Genomic DNA, 17,887 nt, shown 5'->3' with positions numbered 1-17,887 from the left:
GAATAAAACGTGAAACTAACAGGTAAGCAATCTTGGGTATTTGAACACAAGCTTTATGTGAATGCGGAAGGAACAGCTGCAGGACCGAAAGAAAAAGAAGGCCCAATCGGTCATCTCATTGATAAAACCTATGATGAAATGCACTGTTATCAAAAGAACTGGGAAATGGCTGAAAGGCAGCTCATGGATGATGCCATATCAATGGCCTTATCAAAAGCAAATTTGCAAAAAAGTGATATTGACCTTTTGCTGGCAGGAGATTTACTAAACCAAAACGTGACAGCCAACTATGTGGCAAGAGAACTCAAAATCCCGTTTCTTTGTTTATTTGGTGCCTGCTCCACATCAATGGAATCAGTCGCCATTGCCTCAGCGTTAATAGATGGTGGGTTTGCCAATAGAGCACTTGCTGCGACAAGCAGTCACAATGCGACGGCGGAGCGGCAATTCCGTAATCCAACAGAATATGGCGGACAAAAACCAGATACAGCCACAAGTACAGTGACAGGGAGCGGTGCTGTCGTCATCAGCCAAGAACCTTCCCAAATTCAAATTACAAGTGCCACCGTCGGACGGGTGATGGATCTTGGGATTACAGATCCATTCGATATGGGTTCGGCTATGGCGCCTGCAGCGGCAGACACAATCAAACAACATTTAGAAGACTTAGGAAGAACAGTAGATGATTATGATCTCATCCTAACAGGAGATCTATCTGGAATTGGATCGCCTATTTTAAAGGATCTTCTGAAAGAAGATGGCATTCAGCTTGGACGGAAGCATGATGATTGCGGATTAATCATATACACACCTGATCAAAATGTATTCGCTGGAGGCAGCGGCTGTGCCTGCTCAGCTGTCGTGACATTCAGTCACATCTTTCAAGAAATGAAAGCAGGGAATTTGCAAAGAGTATTGGTTGTAGCAACCGGTGCGCTTCTCAGCCCAATGATGGTTCAGCAAAAAGAGACCATTCCAACCATTGCGCACGGAGTTGTATTTGAGCGTGCAGGAGGAGAAAGCTAATGGATTATTTGATTGCTTTTGTTGCAGGCGGACTGATTTGCGTGATCGGCCAGCTTTTACTTGATGTACTGAAGCTCACACCGGCACATGTCATGACGACCTTTGTTGTGGCGGGGACGATTTTAGACGGGTTTGGTATTTATGATAAATTTATTGAATTTGCAGGAGCGGGTGCTACCGTCCCTATCGTAAGCTTTGGTCATAGCTTGCTTCATGGGGCGATGCATCAGGCCGATGTCCACGGATTTATTGGAATCGGAATTGGGATTTTTGAGTTAACCTCTGCTGGAATATCAGCTGCAATTTTATTTTCATTTATCATTGCACTTATCTTTAAACCGAAAGGATAACCTAATATGGGGCAAAGACGCAAAGTCATTTTAGTGACAGACGGAGATATATATGCTGCCAAAACGATTGAGCTTGTCGCAAAGAAAGTCGGCGGAAGATGTATTTCCAGCTCAAAAGGGAATCCGAGCAAACGAACAGGGCCAGAACTGGTCCAGATGATTTTAAAAACGCCGTATGACCCAGTGTTTGTCATGTTTGATGATTCTGGCTTAACAGGTGAAGGAACAGGGGAGACGGCTATGAAGCACGTAGCACGTCACCCTGAAATTGAAGTGATTGGCGCCATTGCAGTGGCATCTAAAACCCATCAAGCGGAATGGACAAAGGTACATGTCTCCATTGACCGGGAAGGTGAACTGACAGAATATGGCGTTGACAAACATGGACTTCCAGAAATGGAACCACACAAAATGAGTGGAGATACAGTGTATTGTCTCGATTCACTACAGCTTCCGATTGTTGTCGGCATTGGAGATATTGGCAAGATGGGACGGAAAGATGATCTAAGCAAAGGGTCCCCCATCACAATGAAGGCAGTCGAATTAATTTTAGAAAGGAGCGGTTTCCATGAAGAAAGACAAGGTGCACGTGTACCGAGATCCGAAGAAAAATGAAGATTTTTTCAAAGACAATGTCGGGATGGGTCTCAGCTTTGACCTTGGCGTTCGGAAAATTTATGTCCATGATCAGGAAATCCAGCTTTACTATGTAAATGGATTATGTGATACACAATATGTGATCTATTTATTAAAAGAATTGATTGAAATCAATGACAACGAACCTGAATCAGATGATCTTGCACGTGTGGTAGAAAACCGTCTTGTCAATCAGCAAGTCTCAAAAGTTGAAACGCTTGATGAAGCAGTGGATCAAGTGTTGTCTGGACTTGTGGCAGTCGTTGTCGAAGGTGAAAATTACGCATTTATTATTGACGTCAGGAGCTACCCTGGCAGAATGCCGGAGGAACCGGATACAGAAAAGGTTGTCAGAGGTGCAAGAGACGGCTTTGTTGAAAACATCATTGTGAACACAGCACTCATTCGCAGAAGAGTGCGGGATGAAAAACTGCGATACAAAATGCTTAAAGTAGGCGAGCGTTCTAAAGCGGACGTCTGTGTTTGTTATATTGAAGACATAGCTGACCCCGATCTTGTTGATATTATCGAAAAAGAAGTGTCTGGGATTAAAGTTGACGGACTGACGATGTCTGATAAAACAATAGAAGAATTTATCATTAAGCAAGGATATAATCCCTTCCCGCTTGTGCGATACACCGAGCGCCCAGATGTAGCCGCTAACCATATATTAGAAGGGCATGTCATCATCATTACGGATACATCCCCTAGTGTCATCATTACACCAACCACTATTTTTCATCACGTTCAACATGCTGAAGAATATCGCCAGGCGCCAGCGGTTGGGACTTTTTTAAGATGGGTGCGTTTTTTAGGCATCTTATGTTCTACTTTTCTTTTGCCGATCTGGTTTCTTTTTATTCTAGAACCGAATCTTCTGCCAGACAATCTAAGCTATATTGGATTTAACAAACCTTCTCATATCCCTGTCATTCTCCAAGTATTCCTTGCTGATTTTGGGGTGGAATTTTTACGAATGGCGGCGATTCATACGCCGACCGCCTTGTCGACTGCCATGGGCTTGATTGCAGCCGTTTTAATTGGACAAATTGCAATTGATGTCGGTTTATTTACACCAGAGGTCATATTATACGTCTCGCTAGCAGCCATCGGTACATTCACCACTCCAAGTTATGAACTGAGTGTCGCTAATAAAATCATCCGACTGATCATATTAGCACTAGTAGCGATCTTTAAGCTGAATGGACTGATCATCGGTTTTACGCTGTTACTTATTTATTTAACATCCATTCGTTCCTTACAGACGCCTTATATGTGGCCATTCATTCCTTTTAATGGAAAGGCTTTATGGCAAGTGCTCATTCGGACGTCTGTTCCTGGCTCAAAAGTAAGGCCAAGCATCGTTCACCCTCAGAACAGATCAAAAATTCCGCCAAATTCTTAACGCTCGTTGAAAGTGGCTGAAGATTGTGATATTGTATTTTTAACTTTGAGAAACGGCAAAAGGCAGCTTGTGCAGCTGTCTTTTTTCAGCCGAGGCGGAGAAAGAGGGAATGACATTGTATTTACACGGCACTTGCAGACAAAATGAACTCGGACATTTAGAAATTGGTGGTGTTGATGCCGTTTATTTAGCTGAAACGTATGGGACACCACTTTATGTATATGATGTGGCTTTAATACGGGAGCGTGCAAAAAGCTTTCAGAAAGCATTTATTGAAGAAGAACTAAAGGCTCAGGTGGCATATGCGAGTAAGGCGTTTTCTTCTATTGCCATGTTCCAGCTGGCAAAAGAAGAAGGCTTATCACTTGATGTCGTTTCAGGCGGGGAGCTGCACACAGCCATTTGTGCCGGGTTTCCAGTAGAAAAAATTCATTTCCATGGTAACAACAAAAGCAGAGAAGAATTAAAGATGGCATTAGCGCATGGAATCGGCTGTATTGTTGTTGATAATTTCTATGAAATCAACCTCATTGAACAGCTTGGGCAAGAGCTGTCAAAACAGGTGAAAGTACTCCTCCGCATCACGCCGGGCGTTGAAGCACATACGCATGACTATATTACAACAGGTCAAGAAGATTCAAAATTCGGTTTTGATCTTCATAATGGACAAGCAGACGAAGCGGTCAAACAAGTACTTGAATCAGAAGTGATCGAGCTTTTAGGTGTCCACTGCCATATCGGCTCTCAAATCTTTGATACAGCTGGTTTTGTCCTTGCGGCAGATAAAATTTTCTTAAAGCTGGATGAATGGAGAGAATCATTTGGATTTATTTCCACAGTGCTTAACTTAGGCGGAGGCTTTGGCATCCGTTATACAGAAGAGGACGAACCACTTCCAGCAACTGAATACGTGGAGAAAATTATTCAAGCGGTGAAAGAAAATGTAGCCCGCTATGAGTTTAAGATGCCTGAAATTTGGATTGAGCCAGGCCGCTCACTTGTTGGAGATGCGGGAACCACTCTTTATACGATTGGTTCATCCAAACATGTACCTGGCATTCGCGATTATGTAGCCATTGACGGCGGAATGAGTGATAACATTCGACCTGCTTTATATCAAGCAAAATATGAAGCAGCGAGCGCCAATAAAATGAGTCAAACGCATGATCAAACTGTGTCCATTGCAGGGAAATGCTGTGAAAGTGGAGATATGCTCATTTGGGATATTGATCTGCCAGAGTTATCACAGGGAGACTTGTTAGCTGTCTTTTGTACAGGAGCTTATGGCTACAGCATGTCAAACAACTATAACCGCATCCCGCGCCCGGCTGTAGTATTTGTAGAAGATGGGGAAGCGCAGCTTGTCGTTGAGCGTGAGACATATGAGGACATTGTCAAATTGGATTTACCTTATCAATCAAAAGTGAAGTCATCGACTTAAAAAAGCTGCCTGATCATCAGGCAGCTTTTTCTATGACATTTATTTTCCACCAGTAAATACAGAGACGATCGCGTTCCAAATGGAGACAAAGAAATCCCAAATCTTCTGTAGAAGGTTTTTCCCTTCATCTGATTCTATGAATTTTGTAATCTTGTCTTTTGCTTTATCAATTTGAGATCCGACTTGTTTCCAATCGATATTGATATTTTTCATCTTATCAAAGAGAGAGACAAGTTGATCTTTTTGGTCTTGCGTTAGATTTAAGTTCAAATCAGAAGCGGCTTGATCTACTTTTTCTTCCACTTCTTTTGTTGTTTTAGGAACTCCATTTTTGGCAATGTCATCTTTGATTTTTGCAATCAGGGCAGAGGCATTGTCTTTTCCAATAGAGTCTCCCAGTTTAGATGTTGTTACAAGTTCTTCGTTTGCCACCTGTTTCACATCTTCAGGAATGGCTTTGTCGCTTGACACTTCATAGGCTTTTAATAGACCTGTCAGTGCTGCTGTACCAGATACTTCAAACGGCGCCGTCACGACAACCTTTGCATCTTTCACGCCTGCGGTCATTAAAGCATTTAAATACATCTCATCTGTAATGGTCTTAATGTTATGTGTATCCACGGTCAGACCCGTACCTGATTTTTCAATGGTGATGGATGAAGATGATAATGCTCTCGTCCCGATAGAAGAACGAGGGATATACTTTCCTAAATATTCGTGCTCTTCTTTATTGGTTACTTCAATTTTTGTCGCATTTTCAGGTGGATTCAACTCGTCAAGCACCTTCTGGCGATCAGCCGGTGTTAAGTCTTGCCCGAGTGTGACGATGACATCGCCGACAGCTGCATCCGCTAAGCTGACTTTTGGCGCACCAATCAGTAAAAGGAGCGCTGCCATCATACCAAGCATTGTTTTTTTAAACATGTTGACCTCCTTCAAGTCGAAAGCGTTTCTCGATGGTGAGAAACTCATCTTTTGAGTACATGATTTGAATCGTACTCCATCATATAGACGTAACAAATCAGTCTGACGTTTCAATTTTCTTTTAAAGATGTTTGAAACCTCCAATATGATGAAGTGATTTGCTCAGTCTGTGATCATTTCCTTAGGAGAAAAGGATCAAGCTCTTTTATTTTATCAATGATGGCAAAAGAGGTAAATCACATTCGACAAGCAGGGGATGTTTAACATCACCAAAAATGTGCTATAATGAGCGTTGTTTAACCTGAAAGGAGAATGTGAAAAATGGCGAAAAAAGGATACATACAATTAACGAATGGAAAGAAAATTGAGTTTGAACTTTACCCAGAGGCTGCTCCAGGTACAGTAGCAAACTTTGAAAAATTAGCGAATGAAGGCTTCTACGATGGATTGAAATTCCACCGCGTGATCCCAGGGTTCGTAAGCCAAGGCGGCGATCCAAACGGTAATGGAACTGGAGGACCTGGTTACACAATTAAATGTGAAACAGAAGGAAACCCTCATCAGCACGAGAGAGGTTCATTATCAATGGCACACGCTGGTAAAGACACTGGCGGCAGCCAATTCTTTATCGTACATGACCCACAGCCGCACTTAAACGGTGTTCACACTGTTTTTGGCAAAGTAACATCTGGTATCGAAGCTGTTCTTGATATGGAACAAGGACAAGGTATGGAAAAAGTCGAAGTGATCGATGCTTAATCCAAAACACCGCTTAATTGCGGTGTTTTTTTTATTTTACATCTGATGTTCCTGTGATCTGTGCCGTGAAGCGGTAGGTGATCATCCAATATAAAAGGGCTAAGGCGCTGATAGAGGCTCCAAATAAACATACCCCATTCCAGCCAGCGTTTGCGTATATGTTAGTTGATACAATAGAACCGAGCGCACTGCCGAGGGAATAAAAAATCATATAAGCAGCAGTCAGCCGGCTTCTCGCCTCAGGCCGGACCATGAAAATCATACTTTGATTGGTCACATGAACGGCCTGCACAGATAGGTCAAGAATGACTATACCAACGATTAATAAAATGAGGGAATATTCAGTGAAAAAAATAAAACACCATGAAAAGAGTAATAGGACAAGGGCGATGCACGTTGTTAACTGTCCTAAGCCTCGATCAGCAAGGCTTCCAGCTCGAGCGGCACCTAATGCTCCGGCAACTCCAGCAAGGCCAAATGCACCAATTGCCGTATGTGACAGATTGTATGGCGTAGTGCTGAGAGGCAGCACAAGTGAAGTCCACAGCGTGCCAAACACAACAAAGATCAGAAAACCCAGTACGCCACGAATACGTAGAATTCGTTCTTGTCTGAACAATATAAACATTGAAGCGAGCAAGTTCACATAGGATATGGAGGCTCTCTTGCTGTCAGCACGCGGAAGATACCGGTACAACACGCCAGTTATGATCAGCATCATCACGCCGGAAACGAGATAGACTGATCTCCAGCCGGCGAGATCGGTTAGTACACCAGCAAACGTTCGTGCGAGAAGAATACCAATCACAATTCCACTTTGAACCAAGCCCACTATGCGGCCACGTTCTTCAGGAGCGGCCCACGTTACGAGTACCTGAGTGACTACAGCGAGCAGTCCCACCGCAGCTAGTCCTATGAACAGGAAGGTGGCGGTAGGGGCGATACCGACTAGAATGAGAGATAACACGGATACTAGCATTTGAGCTACGATGAGCCGCCGTTGGTTGAACAGATCACCAAGTGGTACGATCAGTAGCAGTCCTAGCGCATAACAAAGCTGAGTAATCGTAATGACCATACCAACGGATGAATAGCTGATACCAAACTCGGATGCGAGGGAGTCTAATAATGGCTGTGCAAAGTATATGTTTGCAACTGCCATCCCCGAGGCTGTCGAAAACAGTAGAGCCATCTTGCGAGTCATCGTTGATCGGGTGGTTATTTGTAAATGAATCGTTTCCAGATCACAATGTTCATCGGCAGTCATTTTTTCTTTTTTCATGCATTTCATCCTCTCTTTTTGTACTAAATAGTATAATATACTGATTGGTATAAAATGATTCCTGTTAAGGATAACCAGAGAAACGTTTTAAAGTCAAGATGATGTAGTGAAGATCTTGAGAGGGGCAGTCGATTTGACAATGATACGTCAATAAAATAAAATGATAGTGTACCGATAAGTAAAAATATCCTTATAAGAAATAGATGATTGATTTAGTGAAGAGATTTTTATGATAGAAATGAGGGTTGATGATGGTTCGACAACGGGAATTTGATGAGGAAAAAGCATTAGATGAGGCCTTGTTGCTTTTTTGGGAGAAGGGGTACAGAGCCACTACATTAAGCGACTTAACTGCAAAAATGGGAATACAGCGGCCAAGCTTATACTCAGCGTTCGGTGATAAAGAGGAATTGTTTGAAGCGGCATTACGCAAATATACAACTCAGCATGCTGCCCACATTCGAACAAAACTTCAAAACAATCTATCTGTAAAGGAAGCATTTCATACATTATTTGCTGAATTAGTAGCAGAGGAATATGGAAATGGGCCGAGTAAAGGGTGCTTCTGCATCAATACAATAGTCGAGCTTGCCCCCCACGAAGAGAAATTTGAAATTCTCACAAGAGAGCATCAGATGTATCTTTCGGTCATTTTTGAAGAAAAAATTGTACAAGGTATTCGCTCGGGTGAGCTCGAAAGCAGTCTGAATGCCAAAGCCTTAGCACAGGCGTTGGTTGTTTCTTTTATTGGACTTACAGTTCTCATGAAATCTCGCCCAGAGCGTTCATTTGTAGATCATTCTGTAGCGACGATACTATCCATATTGAAATAAATAGTCTATATAAAGAAAGCGTATTTTGATCAATTGATTAAAACACGCTTTTTCTTTTAGGGTGTGATGGACACGTTTTTGTGATATGATAAGAGAACAAACATTCGTATTCGTGAGTGTCACCATATGTAGCTCTAAAAATAAGTGAAAGTGCACATCTAAAAAGCGTGTGATCATGCTGAAAGAAAGCAGGAGATACTTTGAGACCATTAACAAAAGAAGAAAAAAATCAGATGATGATTGCTATTCAGCGTTACTTTGCCGAAGAACGAGAAGAGGAGATTGGTGAATTAGCAGCCATCAATATATTAGAATTTATCACAAAACATCTTGGAAGCTACTATTATAATCAAGGGGTTCGTGACAGCCGAAATATCGCTGTTCAAAGATCTCAATTGTTAGAGGAAGATCTATTCGCACTAGAGAAAAGAATATAATCAAAAAGCTCGTCTTTCTTGTTTACCCTGCTAACAGATAAAGAGGAATAAAGACCCCCTTAATAAAGAACGCATATTCGTATCATATGTAATGATGAAAAGGTGGAACCAAAAGTCCATTTGAATCGTTATATAAGTAACCATTAATGAAAATCAGCTTTTTTGGTTTTATTTCATCAAAAGAAGGAATAGAACATACAAATAGGCGAAGTGCAGATGATGGAGGTTCTAAATATGGGGAAAATCAAATTAAAAATCGCAATCTTATTTGTTTTACTGCTTTGTTTAGGCGCAGGTTATTTATACATGAATGGTATGAAAATTGAAGATGTGCCAACAGCCATCGGCGAAAGCTTAACGAATAATGACAAAGATTACACAATCTATGAATATACCATTACAAAAATTGATGGTGATGAGTATTACGGTCAAGCCAAAAATGGCACGAAAATCATTTTTAATGGAAAGAAATTTGAAGATGATGTGGCCGATCTGAAAAAAGGCGATCGTATTAAAGCATACTTTAGTAATGAAAAAAGAATAGACGGTCTTATAAAAGTAGTAAAAGTCGTCAATTAACAAGTCTCCTTTCCTATAAGGAGGCTTTTTTTTATGAACAGGTGAATAAATCTTGATTGTTGCATTTGACAACAAGGATCGCTATAATAGCCCCTAAGGACAGCTAAATATCGATTGTATCCTTCGGGGCAGGGTGAAAATCCCGACCGACGGTAATAAAGCAAATGCTTTACAGCCCGTGACCCGTTAATTTATTAACGGTTGATTCAGTGAGAAGCTGAAGCCGACAGTGAAAGTCTGGATGGGAGAAGGATAACGAAAGCTATGTATGAACAAAAAATAAGTGTTGATCATAGTTTTATTTCTAATGCAAAAAAACCAAAGCCCCGGAATTTTTCCGGGGCTTTCTGTATGTCAATATAGTCATCGCATGCAGTGTTTATTAGGTGATCCCTCATTTACCTTGTATGGACCATAAAAAGCGACGAAGGTGTTCAATCGATCACATGTCCCAAACATCGCTTTTTCATAAAGTGAGAAGTACAAAAGAAAGAGAAAGGGAGGATCACATGTTTACGGGGATTATTGAAGAAGTGGGTACAGTCCAGTCATTGAGCAAAAGATCCGCAGATGCCATGGAAATTATCATCAAGTGCAGTCGTGTACTAGAAGATGTTCACCTAGGTGATAGTATCGCCATCAATGGCGTTTGTCTCACTGTCACAAGCTTCACAAAAGAACAGTTTGCGGCAGATGTGATGCCTGAGACGGTCAAAGCGACATCACTTGATCAGCTTGCGCCAGGTAGCCAAGTGAATTTAGAGCGAGCGATGTCAACAAATGGACGATTCGGCGGTCATTTTGTTTCAGGCCATGTTGATGGAACGGCTGTGATTACCCGTGTAGAAAAGAAGAGTAATGCCATTTACTATGATTTGAAAATGGACAAGACCCTCACAGATATGCTCACAAAAAAGGGATCGATCGCAATAGACGGCGTCAGCTTGACTATTTTCGATTTGCGAGATGCTCATGTGACAGTTTCTATCATTCCACATACGCTTGAAGGAACTATTTTCCCGACTAAATCTATGGGGGATGTAGTAAATATTGAATGTGACATGATCGGTAAATACATTTATCGCTTTTTAACAAAAGAGCAAAACGAAAAGCAGCCATCACGATTAACCCCATCATTTTTAAAAGAGCACGGATTCTAGGAGGCGATTGTATGTATCATTCAGTTGATGAGGCAGTAAATGCCCTGAAACGAGGAGAAATCATTATCGTAGTAGATGATGAAGACAGAGAAAATGAAGGAGACTTTGTGGCACTTGCTGAGCATGCAACGCCGGAAGTCATTAACTTCATGGCTTTACATGGAAGAGGTCTTATTTGCACACCAGTTCATGCCTCGATTGCGAAACACTTGGATCTGCATCCCATGGTCGAGCGAAATACGGATGCACATCATACAGCATTTACAGTGAGCATCGACCATACGTCAACGACAACTGGTATAAGTGCTTTTGAGCGCTCAACGACCATTTTGGCCATGTTAAATAAAGAGTCAAAACCAGAAGATTTTGCCCGCCCAGGTCATGTTTTCCCTCTTATTGCGAAAGAGGGAGGCGTAGTAGAAAGACCAGGTCATACAGAAGCGGCCGTTGATCTTGCTAAACTTGCGGGTTCAGTGCCAGCGGGTGTCATATGTGAAATTATGAATGCAGATGGAACCATGGCCCGCGTACCCGAACTACAAAAAATTCAAAAAGAACACGATTTAAAGATGCTGACGATTGAAGCATTGCAGGCATATATAAACAAGCAAACAACGACAATGAAAACAAAATAAAAATCACAAAAAAGGATGATGAACATATGAATACAATACAAGGTAATGTAGTAGCAGAAGGATTAAAGTTTGGAATCGTCGTCGCTAGATTTAATGATTTTATTACAAGCAAATTGCTAGATGGAGCAGAAGATACATTGCTCAGACACGGAGCAAACGGTGACGATATTGATGTCGTGTGGGTGCCGGGGGCTTTTGAAATTCCGTATATGGCAAAAAAACTAGCAGAAACAAAAAAATATGATGCAGTCATTACACTTGGAACCGTGATTCGCGGGGCAACATCACATTACGATTATGTTTGTAATGAAGCGGCTAAAGGAATCGCACAAAGTGCCATCTCAACAGGGGTGCCGATTATCTTTGGTGTACTGACAACAGAATCTATTGAACAAGCCATTGAAAGAGCCGGTACAAAGGCTGGAAATAAAGGCAGTGAATCAGCTGCAGCTGCTATTGAAATGGCCAACCTAAATCGAACGTTTCGTTAATTTGATGAAAAAGAGTTTAAAAACAACCTAAAAGTGTTTATAATGTGTGATGAGCAAGTGATTCATAAGACATTTGCTGGAGAATAGGATAATTTTAATATTGAGGGGTATATATGTTAATTCGTTACAAGAGGTCTTTTGAAAAAATTGCCATGGGACTCCTGTCCTTTATGCCGGGTGAGAAAGACGTCAAACAGCTTCAGCAGACGATAAAGTCGTATGAAATGGATGAAGATCGGCAGCTGTTCCTTTGGAAAGATGGTGAGGATATCGTCGGTGCGATTGGTGTGCTGAAAACAGACGACCAAGTACAAATCGAACATATTAGTGTCAATCCGTCCCATCGTGACCAAGGCATCGGCAAGGAAATGGTATTAGCCGTGGAAGAAGTATTCAAAACGAAAACACTCATTCCAAATGAATTAACGCAAGGCTTCTTTCATAAGTGTCACAATGAAACAAACTAAATATCACACATGTAAAAGCAGAGTTATATGCCTCTGCTTTAGATTGTTGACAAAGGGCTAAAATGAACTTTATTTTAGCCCTTTGTCTTCCTTTTCAGCGTGATAGAAAACCTTTGCAGTCTAGGAAGGACGAGTACTGGAGCGGAGCGAATTCGATATTCGTGAGCACCGGCACGCAGGACTGACACCGAATGCGAGGGTTTGTCTACACGCTAGAGCAGAGGTTATATGCCTCTGCTTTTTTTACGTTCCATCTGCTTTTCACGTTCAAGCAATACGTCCGTTCGATCACGCAGTCTATGCTTTTCAATTAAGAATGTATGGGATAAGTTGCTCTCCTGTCCGAAGGTTAAGCCTTCTTTTTGGGCCATCTCTTGGCATAAAGAAAGAAGCGTTTCATCTCGGATTGGCAGCATCACACTTTCGTAGGGCATGTCTTCATCGATTTTCTTTTTCAGTGTTCTCAGCAGTAAAAGAAATGCCTCTTCATCAAGACCTAATTCTGTTAGTACGTTCCGGTCCGAATCTAATATATGAAGGCTGTTTGAAATCAGCCGTTTTGCTCCTTTTCCATTTCCTCGTCTTTGATGATACAAAGCAACAGCAAGCTGAATGAGACCCGCCCAGTACTTTTTGCGCTGATGAGGAGGATCTTCTTTCCAAAATTCTTCAAGAATTTCATGACACTCAAAATAATCTCTTGTCGTATGAAATTCATGTAAAAAAGCCACGTACGCTTTAGGATACACAGCGGTCATCTCCTTTTCCACTATCAGTCTAACATACCGAAAAGAAAAGAAGAAAGAGCGCCCCTTTATGAAAGGACGCTCTGTTTCTTTAATAAACCCAAGCCGCGCCAACGATGATCAGCAAGATGAACAGCACAACAATAAGCGCAAATCCTCCGCCGAAGTAATAACCATCTCCCATAATGTTACGGCCTCCTTTTTCATCAGTTCTGATTACAATGGTATTCTATGTATAAATGCCCTCATTGGTATGGGCGAATCCACTGTTTTTCTTTTTTTGCCTGCTGCCTCATGGTCGAAATTATATTGGACGAGAGCTTTATGGTGTCTTATACTAAAGGTTAGCCGATGAAAACGGTACTTAGAAGACAGTAGAAATGGTGAGAAAAGAATGCTGGAATATCAGGTGAAAATAGATTCGTTTGAGGGTCCTTTGGACTTGCTTTTACATTTAATTAACCGTTTGGAAATTGATATTTATGATATTCCCGTCGCTAAAATTACGGAGCAGTATTTATTATATGTCCACACGATGAGGGAGCTTGAACTGGATGTTGCAAGTGAGTATTTGGTGATGGCTGCAACTCTCCTCAGCATTAAAAGCAGAATGCTTCTTCCAAAACAAGAGGAAGAGCTGTTTGATGAAGACCTGATGGAAGAAGAAGAGGACCCTCGTGATGAGCTGATTGGCAAATTAATTGAATACCGCAAGTATAAAAATGCAGCGCAAGAACTGAAGGAACGTGAAGAAGAGCGGCAAAACGCCTTCACAAAACCACCAAGTGATTTAAGTGAATTTGCAAAAGAAGCAGAAGCGAAGGACACAAACTTACACGTCACGGTGTATGATATGTTAGGTGCGTTCCAAAAGGTATTGAACCGCAAAAAAATAACAAAACCAGCACCATCAAAGATTACAAGACAAGAAATCCCGATTGAAGACAAAATGAATGAGATTATGAACCATTTAAGAAAAACAAAAAAGCGAACCAATTTCATGACTTTATTTCAACATGATCAAAAGGAACACCTTGTCGTGACGTTTCTTGCTGTTCTCGAATTGATGAAAAGCCATCAAATCATGCTGGAGCAAGAAGGAAACTTTGAAGATATTTATATCATAGGGAGTGAAACGATTCATGACGCTTGATATCGTGAATTGGAAAGCCATCTTAGAAGCGCTGCTTTATGCAGCAGGTGACGAAGGCTTAACAAGAAAACAGCTCATGTCTGTTCTTGAAGTTGATGAGGCAGCGTTGCTTGATATTATGTCTGCCGTAAAGGAAGAATATCAAAAACAAGAACGAGGAATTGAGCTCATTGAATATGCAGATTCATATATGCTGCTGACGAAAAAAGAATACAGCGTATATTTAAAAAAATTAGTAGAGACACCATCGAAAGGTTTGTCACAGGCAGCGCTAGAAGTGCTCGCCATTGTCTCGTATAAACAACCGATTACACGCAGCGAAGTCGAGGAGATCAGAGGCGTTAAATCAGAACGAGTGCTGCATAGTTTAGTTGCCAAAGCACTGCTCTGTGAAGTAGGACGTGCCGATGGACCGGGACGAGCGATCCTTTATGGGACAACACCTACCTTTTTAGAGCAATTTGGTTTAAAAGCCTTAGATGAATTACCGCCACTTCCAGAGAATGTGGAAGCAGATGGGGTGCAAGAAGAGGCTGATCTCTTTTTTGAAAACTTCAATCAAACATTTGAAGAGATAAAATAGTTCAAAATAAGGAAAAATGTATGATAAAATATAAAAAAGATTTTAGGTCTAAAATCTTTATTTGAAAGATAAAATGGTGACAAAGCCATGAGGGGAAGGTAAACACGAAACAAATGGCACATATGAATGTAAAGGCTCAAGTTGATCAAGCAGGCGTTTTTTTATCAAAGGTTGCAGTTGAAGTGAATGATTTTCTGAACGAAGCTACCTTATCAAGCTTGAAACGATTAAACCCGGAAGCGGAAGCCTATTATTGTGACATATTAAGTACATTGCGGAAGCTTGCAGTTTATAGCGAGGATGCCGCGGCGGTTTGTAGGAAAATCAGGAAGCAGCAGACATTCCCGCAGCAAGCCGCACAGCAGACGCTTCATCGTATTTATCATCAATGTATTGAAGAATTTTTTACACCAAAAAAGGATACATGGTATGAAGATAGCCGTTCAGCCTACACAGGAAAAAGCTGCATTGTTTTCCATCATGCAGTATCGGCTGAGGTCAAACGTTTGTTTTCTTCATTAGAAAAAGATTTTTTAACGATGAGAGAAGAGCTGGAATATACAACATCTCATCAGCAAATGAAAATGGTATAAAGAAGACAAGGCAACTCTCACATGAGAGTTGCTTTTTTTTATGGACGAGGCATCATAACTTTTTCAGCCGCGCATACACTTGTACAAAACGGACAAGGACGTGAATGAACATGCCCTATTTAAAAATTGGAACAGCAGTCCTTCTTCTATTAACACTCTTACTGCCTTTTTCCTCACACGCTCAAGCAGACGTCTCATTATCGGTGAGTGCGAGAAGCGCCATTTTAATAGATGGACAGTCAGGCAGAGTCCTATTTGGAAAGGACGAGCACGAAAAAAGAAGAATCGCCAGTATCACAAAAATTATGACGGCTGTATTAGCCATTGAATCAGGAAAAATGAACGACATGGTCAAAGTGTCAAAACGTGCGATTCAAGCGGAAGGTTCTTCGATTTATTTAAAGGAAGGACAGAAGGTGAGTTTAGAAGACTTGACATACGGGCTCATGCTGCGCTCTGGAAATGATGCAGCTGTTGCCATTGCAGAACATGTTGGCGGCAGCTTAGAAGGGTTTATTTTTATGATGAACCAAAAGGCCTCTGAACTAGGCATGGAGAATACGAATTTTCAAAATCCGCATGGACTCGATGATCATAAAAACCATTATTCATCAGCTTATGATATGGCGATCTTAACGAAGTACGCCATGAAGCATCAGCAATATCAAAAAATTGCCGGTACCACCTTTTATAAAGCAAAAACAATCGAGGGTTATTGGAAAAATAAAAACAAGCTGCTCACGGGTTTGTATCAATATTCGACTGGAGGGAAGACAGGATATACAAAACTTGCAAAACGCACACTTGTCTCCACAGCTGCAAAAGGAGATGCTGCGCTCATTGCTGTGACGATTAATGCACCGGATGACTGGAAGGATCATATCTCAATGTTTGAGTATGCATTTGATCACTATAAAACGTATGTGCTTGCTGAAAAAGGCAGGCTCGCTTCGTTAAAAGGGACTTTTTACGAAAAAAAAGCGTTTATTAAGCGGGATGTGGACTATTTACTAAATGAGGATGAGAAAAAACTAGTGGAAATCGAAACGGAAATGCTGACGCCTGAAAAGAAATGGGAAAAAAACAAAGAAGCGATCCCAGATGTAGTAGGGAAAATGACGTTCTTACTGGATGGTCAGGTAATTGAGCAAGTCCCCATTTTTTATGAAAACAAACGCAACCGAATACCTCAAAAAAGCTTTCAAGAAATGTTTAAGTCTGTCTTTCAGACATCGATAGGCGGATCTTCATGGTCAATCTGATCTGGGTATTCCTCACGGTCATCGGTCTTGTCTATGCAATGTTTAACGGAACGATGCATGAAGTGAATGAAGCGGTCTTTAAAGGATCAAAAGAAGCGGTCACCATTTCAATTGGGTTGATTAGTGTTCTTGTATTCTGGCTAGGATTGATGAAGATCGCAGAAGAAGCGGGGTTGTTACATTTCTTTAGTAAATTATGCCGGCCCTTTATCTCAAAACTATTTCCTGAGATTCCTGCGAATCATCCAGCGATGGGGTATATTCTGTCCAATCTCATGGCAAATTTCTTTGGCCTTGGGAACGCCGCTACACCACTTGGGATTAAGGCGATGGAGCAGATGAAAGTATTAAATGGCGGAAAAAATGAGGCGAGCCGGTCTATGATCACTTTTTTAGCAGTCAATACATCTTCTATCACACTTGTGCCAACGACTGTCATTGCCATTCGTATGACCTATGGCGCAGATCAGCCAACAGATATTGTAGGCCCAACCATTTTGGCGACACTTATTTCAGGTATCGGTGCGATTATGATTGATCGCTATTTCCACTATCGCAGAAGCAGGCGGGGGTGATCTTGTGGCATTTATTAACTGGCTGTCACTTGCTTTGATTCCACTGATCATCGCAGGAATATTGATTGCAGGGACGATTAAAAAAGTACCGACGTACGAAACATTTGTAGAAGGCGGGAAAGAAGGCATTCAAATTGCCTTTTCAATCATTCCATATTTAGTCGGTATGCTTGTCGCCATTACGATTTTCCGAGCATCCGGGGCACTTGACTTTGTCATGGAGTTATTAAAACCTGTGTTTACAGCGATTGGTGTTCCTACAGAAGTGGTGCCGCTTGCGTTAATACGCCCTATATCAGGAACAGCTGCGCTAGGTATGACATCAGACTTAATTGCGACTTATGGTCCAGACTCTTTTATCGGCAAGCTTGCCGCCGTTATGCAAGGGTCAACGGATACGACTCTTTATATTTTAACCGTCTATTTTGGAGCAGTTGGTATTAAAAAAATGGGAGATGCACTGAAAGTGGGGCTGCTTGCAGACCTGATTGGGATCATTGCATCAATTATTATCGTCAGTTTGTTATTTAGCGGCGCCTAATCAGGTGCT

General features: G+C 41.5%; 23 protein-coding genes and 1 riboswitch. Of the genes, 19 read left to right on the top strand and 4 right to left on the bottom strand.

What is annotated here, in order from left to right; translation table 11 throughout:
- Positions 1 to 9: 9 nt before the first annotated feature.
- From spoVAD to lysA, 5 genes are all read left to right on the top strand, one after another.
- Positions 10 to 1,026 (top strand): stage V sporulation protein AD, encoded by a 1,017-nt coding sequence (gene spoVAD / locus M2353_RS10945; RefSeq protein ID WP_024718928.1) that lies wholly within the window; start codon positions 10 to 12, stop codon positions 1,024 to 1,026.
- A complete protein-coding gene (gene spoVAE / locus M2353_RS10940) occupies positions 1,026 to 1,376 on the top strand; it encodes a stage V sporulation protein AE (protein WP_007501045.1) in 351 nt (116 codons plus the stop codon). Before spoVAD ends, spoVAE begins: the two co-directional genes overlap by 1 nt.
- Positions 1,377 to 1,382: 6 nt before the next feature.
- Positions 1,383 to 1,991: a stage V sporulation protein SpoVABEA gene (spoVAEA, locus tag M2353_RS10935; protein ID WP_007501044.1), complete on the top strand. Its 609-nt coding sequence runs from the start codon at positions 1,383 to 1,385 to the stop codon at positions 1,989 to 1,991.
- Positions 1,945 to 3,417, top strand: coding sequence for a spore germination protein (locus M2353_RS10930; RefSeq protein WP_007501043.1), 1,473 nt, complete (start codon positions 1,945 to 1,947; stop codon positions 3,415 to 3,417). The genes spoVAEA and M2353_RS10930 overlap by 47 nt, the downstream gene beginning before the upstream one ends.
- A 115-nt stretch (positions 3,418 to 3,532) precedes the next feature.
- Entirely contained in the window at positions 3,533 to 4,858 is a 1,326-nt protein-coding gene (gene lysA / locus M2353_RS10925; RefSeq protein ID WP_284726001.1) for a diaminopimelate decarboxylase, read from the top strand.
- 39 nt (positions 4,859 to 4,897) lie between these two features.
- Here lysA and M2353_RS10920 read toward each other — a convergent pair whose 3' ends face one another.
- Entirely contained in the window at positions 4,898 to 5,782 is an 885-nt protein-coding gene (locus M2353_RS10920; RefSeq protein ID WP_008344446.1) for a DUF1002 domain-containing protein, read from the bottom strand.
- A 321-nt stretch (positions 5,783 to 6,103) separates the two neighbouring features.
- Between M2353_RS10920 and M2353_RS10915 the strand changes: the two genes are divergently transcribed.
- Positions 6,104 to 6,541 (top strand): peptidylprolyl isomerase, encoded by a 438-nt coding sequence (locus M2353_RS10915; protein ID WP_007501040.1) that lies wholly within the window; start codon positions 6,104 to 6,106, stop codon positions 6,539 to 6,541.
- A 31-nt stretch (positions 6,542 to 6,572) separates the two neighbouring features.
- Here the strand turns inward: M2353_RS10915 and M2353_RS10910 are convergent, their stop codons facing one another.
- Positions 6,573 to 7,823 carry an MFS transporter gene (locus M2353_RS10910; protein ID WP_284725407.1) on the bottom strand — a complete coding sequence of 417 codons (1,251 nt, stop codon included), beginning with the start codon at positions 7,821 to 7,823 and terminating at the stop codon, positions 6,573 to 6,575.
- 251 nt (positions 7,824 to 8,074) lie between these two features.
- Between M2353_RS10910 and M2353_RS10905 the strand changes: the two genes are divergently transcribed.
- From M2353_RS10905 to M2353_RS10875, 7 genes are all read left to right on the top strand, one after another.
- Positions 8,075 to 8,656, top strand: coding sequence for a TetR/AcrR family transcriptional regulator (locus tag M2353_RS10905; RefSeq protein WP_284725406.1), 582 nt, complete (start codon positions 8,075 to 8,077; stop codon positions 8,654 to 8,656).
- Positions 8,657 to 8,856: 200 nt separating this feature from the next.
- Complete coding sequence (locus tag M2353_RS10900) at positions 8,857 to 9,093, top strand: DUF2164 domain-containing protein (RefSeq protein WP_284725405.1); 237 nt, start codon at positions 8,857 to 8,859, stop codon at positions 9,091 to 9,093.
- 234 nt (positions 9,094 to 9,327) lie between these two features.
- A complete protein-coding gene (locus M2353_RS10895) occupies positions 9,328 to 9,672 on the top strand; it encodes a hypothetical protein (RefSeq protein WP_008344451.1) in 345 nt (114 codons plus the stop codon).
- 115 nt (positions 9,673 to 9,787) lie between these two features.
- Positions 9,788 to 9,929, top strand: a riboswitch (FMN riboswitch).
- Between the two features lie 252 nt (positions 9,930 to 10,181).
- Positions 10,182 to 10,832, top strand: a complete 651-nt coding sequence (gene ribE, locus M2353_RS10890) for a riboflavin synthase (RefSeq protein ID WP_284725404.1) — start codon at positions 10,182 to 10,184, stop codon at positions 10,830 to 10,832.
- Positions 10,833 to 10,843: 11 nt separating this feature from the next.
- The gene (gene ribB / locus M2353_RS10885; RefSeq protein ID WP_017359786.1) at positions 10,844 to 11,467 is read left to right on the top strand and encodes a 3,4-dihydroxy-2-butanone-4-phosphate synthase; all 624 of its coding nucleotides are present in this window, start codon (positions 10,844 to 10,846) and stop codon (positions 11,465 to 11,467) included.
- Between the two features lie 26 nt (positions 11,468 to 11,493).
- Positions 11,494 to 11,958 carry a 6,7-dimethyl-8-ribityllumazine synthase gene (gene ribH, locus M2353_RS10880; protein ID WP_007501031.1) on the top strand — a complete coding sequence of 155 codons (465 nt, stop codon included), beginning with the start codon at positions 11,494 to 11,496 and terminating at the stop codon, positions 11,956 to 11,958.
- 113 nt (positions 11,959 to 12,071) lie between these two features.
- Positions 12,072 to 12,425: a GNAT family N-acetyltransferase gene (locus M2353_RS10875; protein WP_017359785.1), complete on the top strand. Its 354-nt coding sequence runs from the start codon at positions 12,072 to 12,074 to the stop codon at positions 12,423 to 12,425.
- A gap of 224 nt (positions 12,426 to 12,649) precedes the next feature.
- On the opposite strand, the gene M2353_RS10870 is transcribed toward M2353_RS10875, so the two are convergent.
- Both M2353_RS10870 and M2353_RS10865 read right to left on the bottom strand, forming a co-directional pair.
- Positions 12,650 to 13,174: a DUF309 domain-containing protein gene (locus M2353_RS10870; protein WP_284725403.1), complete on the bottom strand. Its 525-nt coding sequence runs from the start codon at positions 13,172 to 13,174 to the stop codon at positions 12,650 to 12,652.
- Between the two features lie 88 nt (positions 13,175 to 13,262).
- Positions 13,263 to 13,355, bottom strand: a complete 93-nt coding sequence (locus M2353_RS10865) for a YjcZ family sporulation protein (RefSeq protein WP_008359694.1) — start codon at positions 13,353 to 13,355, stop codon at positions 13,263 to 13,265.
- Positions 13,356 to 13,565: 210 nt separating this feature from the next.
- Between M2353_RS10865 and M2353_RS10860 the strand changes: the two genes are divergently transcribed.
- From M2353_RS10860 to M2353_RS10835, 6 genes are all read left to right on the top strand, one after another.
- On the top strand, positions 13,566 to 14,324 hold the full coding sequence (locus M2353_RS10860; RefSeq protein ID WP_007501021.1) for a segregation/condensation protein A: 759 nt from the start codon (positions 13,566 to 13,568) through the stop codon (positions 14,322 to 14,324).
- Positions 14,314 to 14,907, top strand: coding sequence for an SMC-Scp complex subunit ScpB (gene scpB, locus M2353_RS10855; protein WP_008344462.1), 594 nt, complete (start codon positions 14,314 to 14,316; stop codon positions 14,905 to 14,907). The genes M2353_RS10860 and scpB overlap by 11 nt, the downstream gene beginning before the upstream one ends.
- A gap of 113 nt (positions 14,908 to 15,020) precedes the next feature.
- Positions 15,021 to 15,500 (top strand): YpuI family protein, encoded by a 480-nt coding sequence (locus tag M2353_RS10850; protein ID WP_284725402.1) that lies wholly within the window; start codon positions 15,021 to 15,023, stop codon positions 15,498 to 15,500.
- Between the two features lie 110 nt (positions 15,501 to 15,610).
- The gene (locus M2353_RS10845) at positions 15,611 to 16,762 is read left to right on the top strand and encodes a D-alanyl-D-alanine carboxypeptidase family protein (protein WP_284725401.1); all 1,152 of its coding nucleotides are present in this window, start codon (positions 15,611 to 15,613) and stop codon (positions 16,760 to 16,762) included.
- The gene (locus M2353_RS10840; RefSeq protein ID WP_008344468.1) at positions 16,750 to 17,337 is read left to right on the top strand and encodes a nucleoside recognition domain-containing protein; all 588 of its coding nucleotides are present in this window, start codon (positions 16,750 to 16,752) and stop codon (positions 17,335 to 17,337) included. The genes M2353_RS10845 and M2353_RS10840 overlap by 13 nt, the downstream gene beginning before the upstream one ends.
- A gap of 4 nt (positions 17,338 to 17,341) precedes the next feature.
- Positions 17,342 to 17,878: a spore maturation protein gene (locus tag M2353_RS10835; RefSeq protein ID WP_017359781.1), complete on the top strand. Its 537-nt coding sequence runs from the start codon at positions 17,342 to 17,344 to the stop codon at positions 17,876 to 17,878.
- Positions 17,879 to 17,887 lie beyond the last annotated feature (9 nt).

Origin of the sequence: Bacillus aerius, assembly GCF_029894105.1 — a bacterium.
Classification (GTDB): Bacteria; Bacillota; Bacilli; order Bacillales; family Bacillaceae; genus Bacillus; species Bacillus altitudinis.
This window is presented reverse-complemented; position numbering and strand designations above follow the sequence as displayed.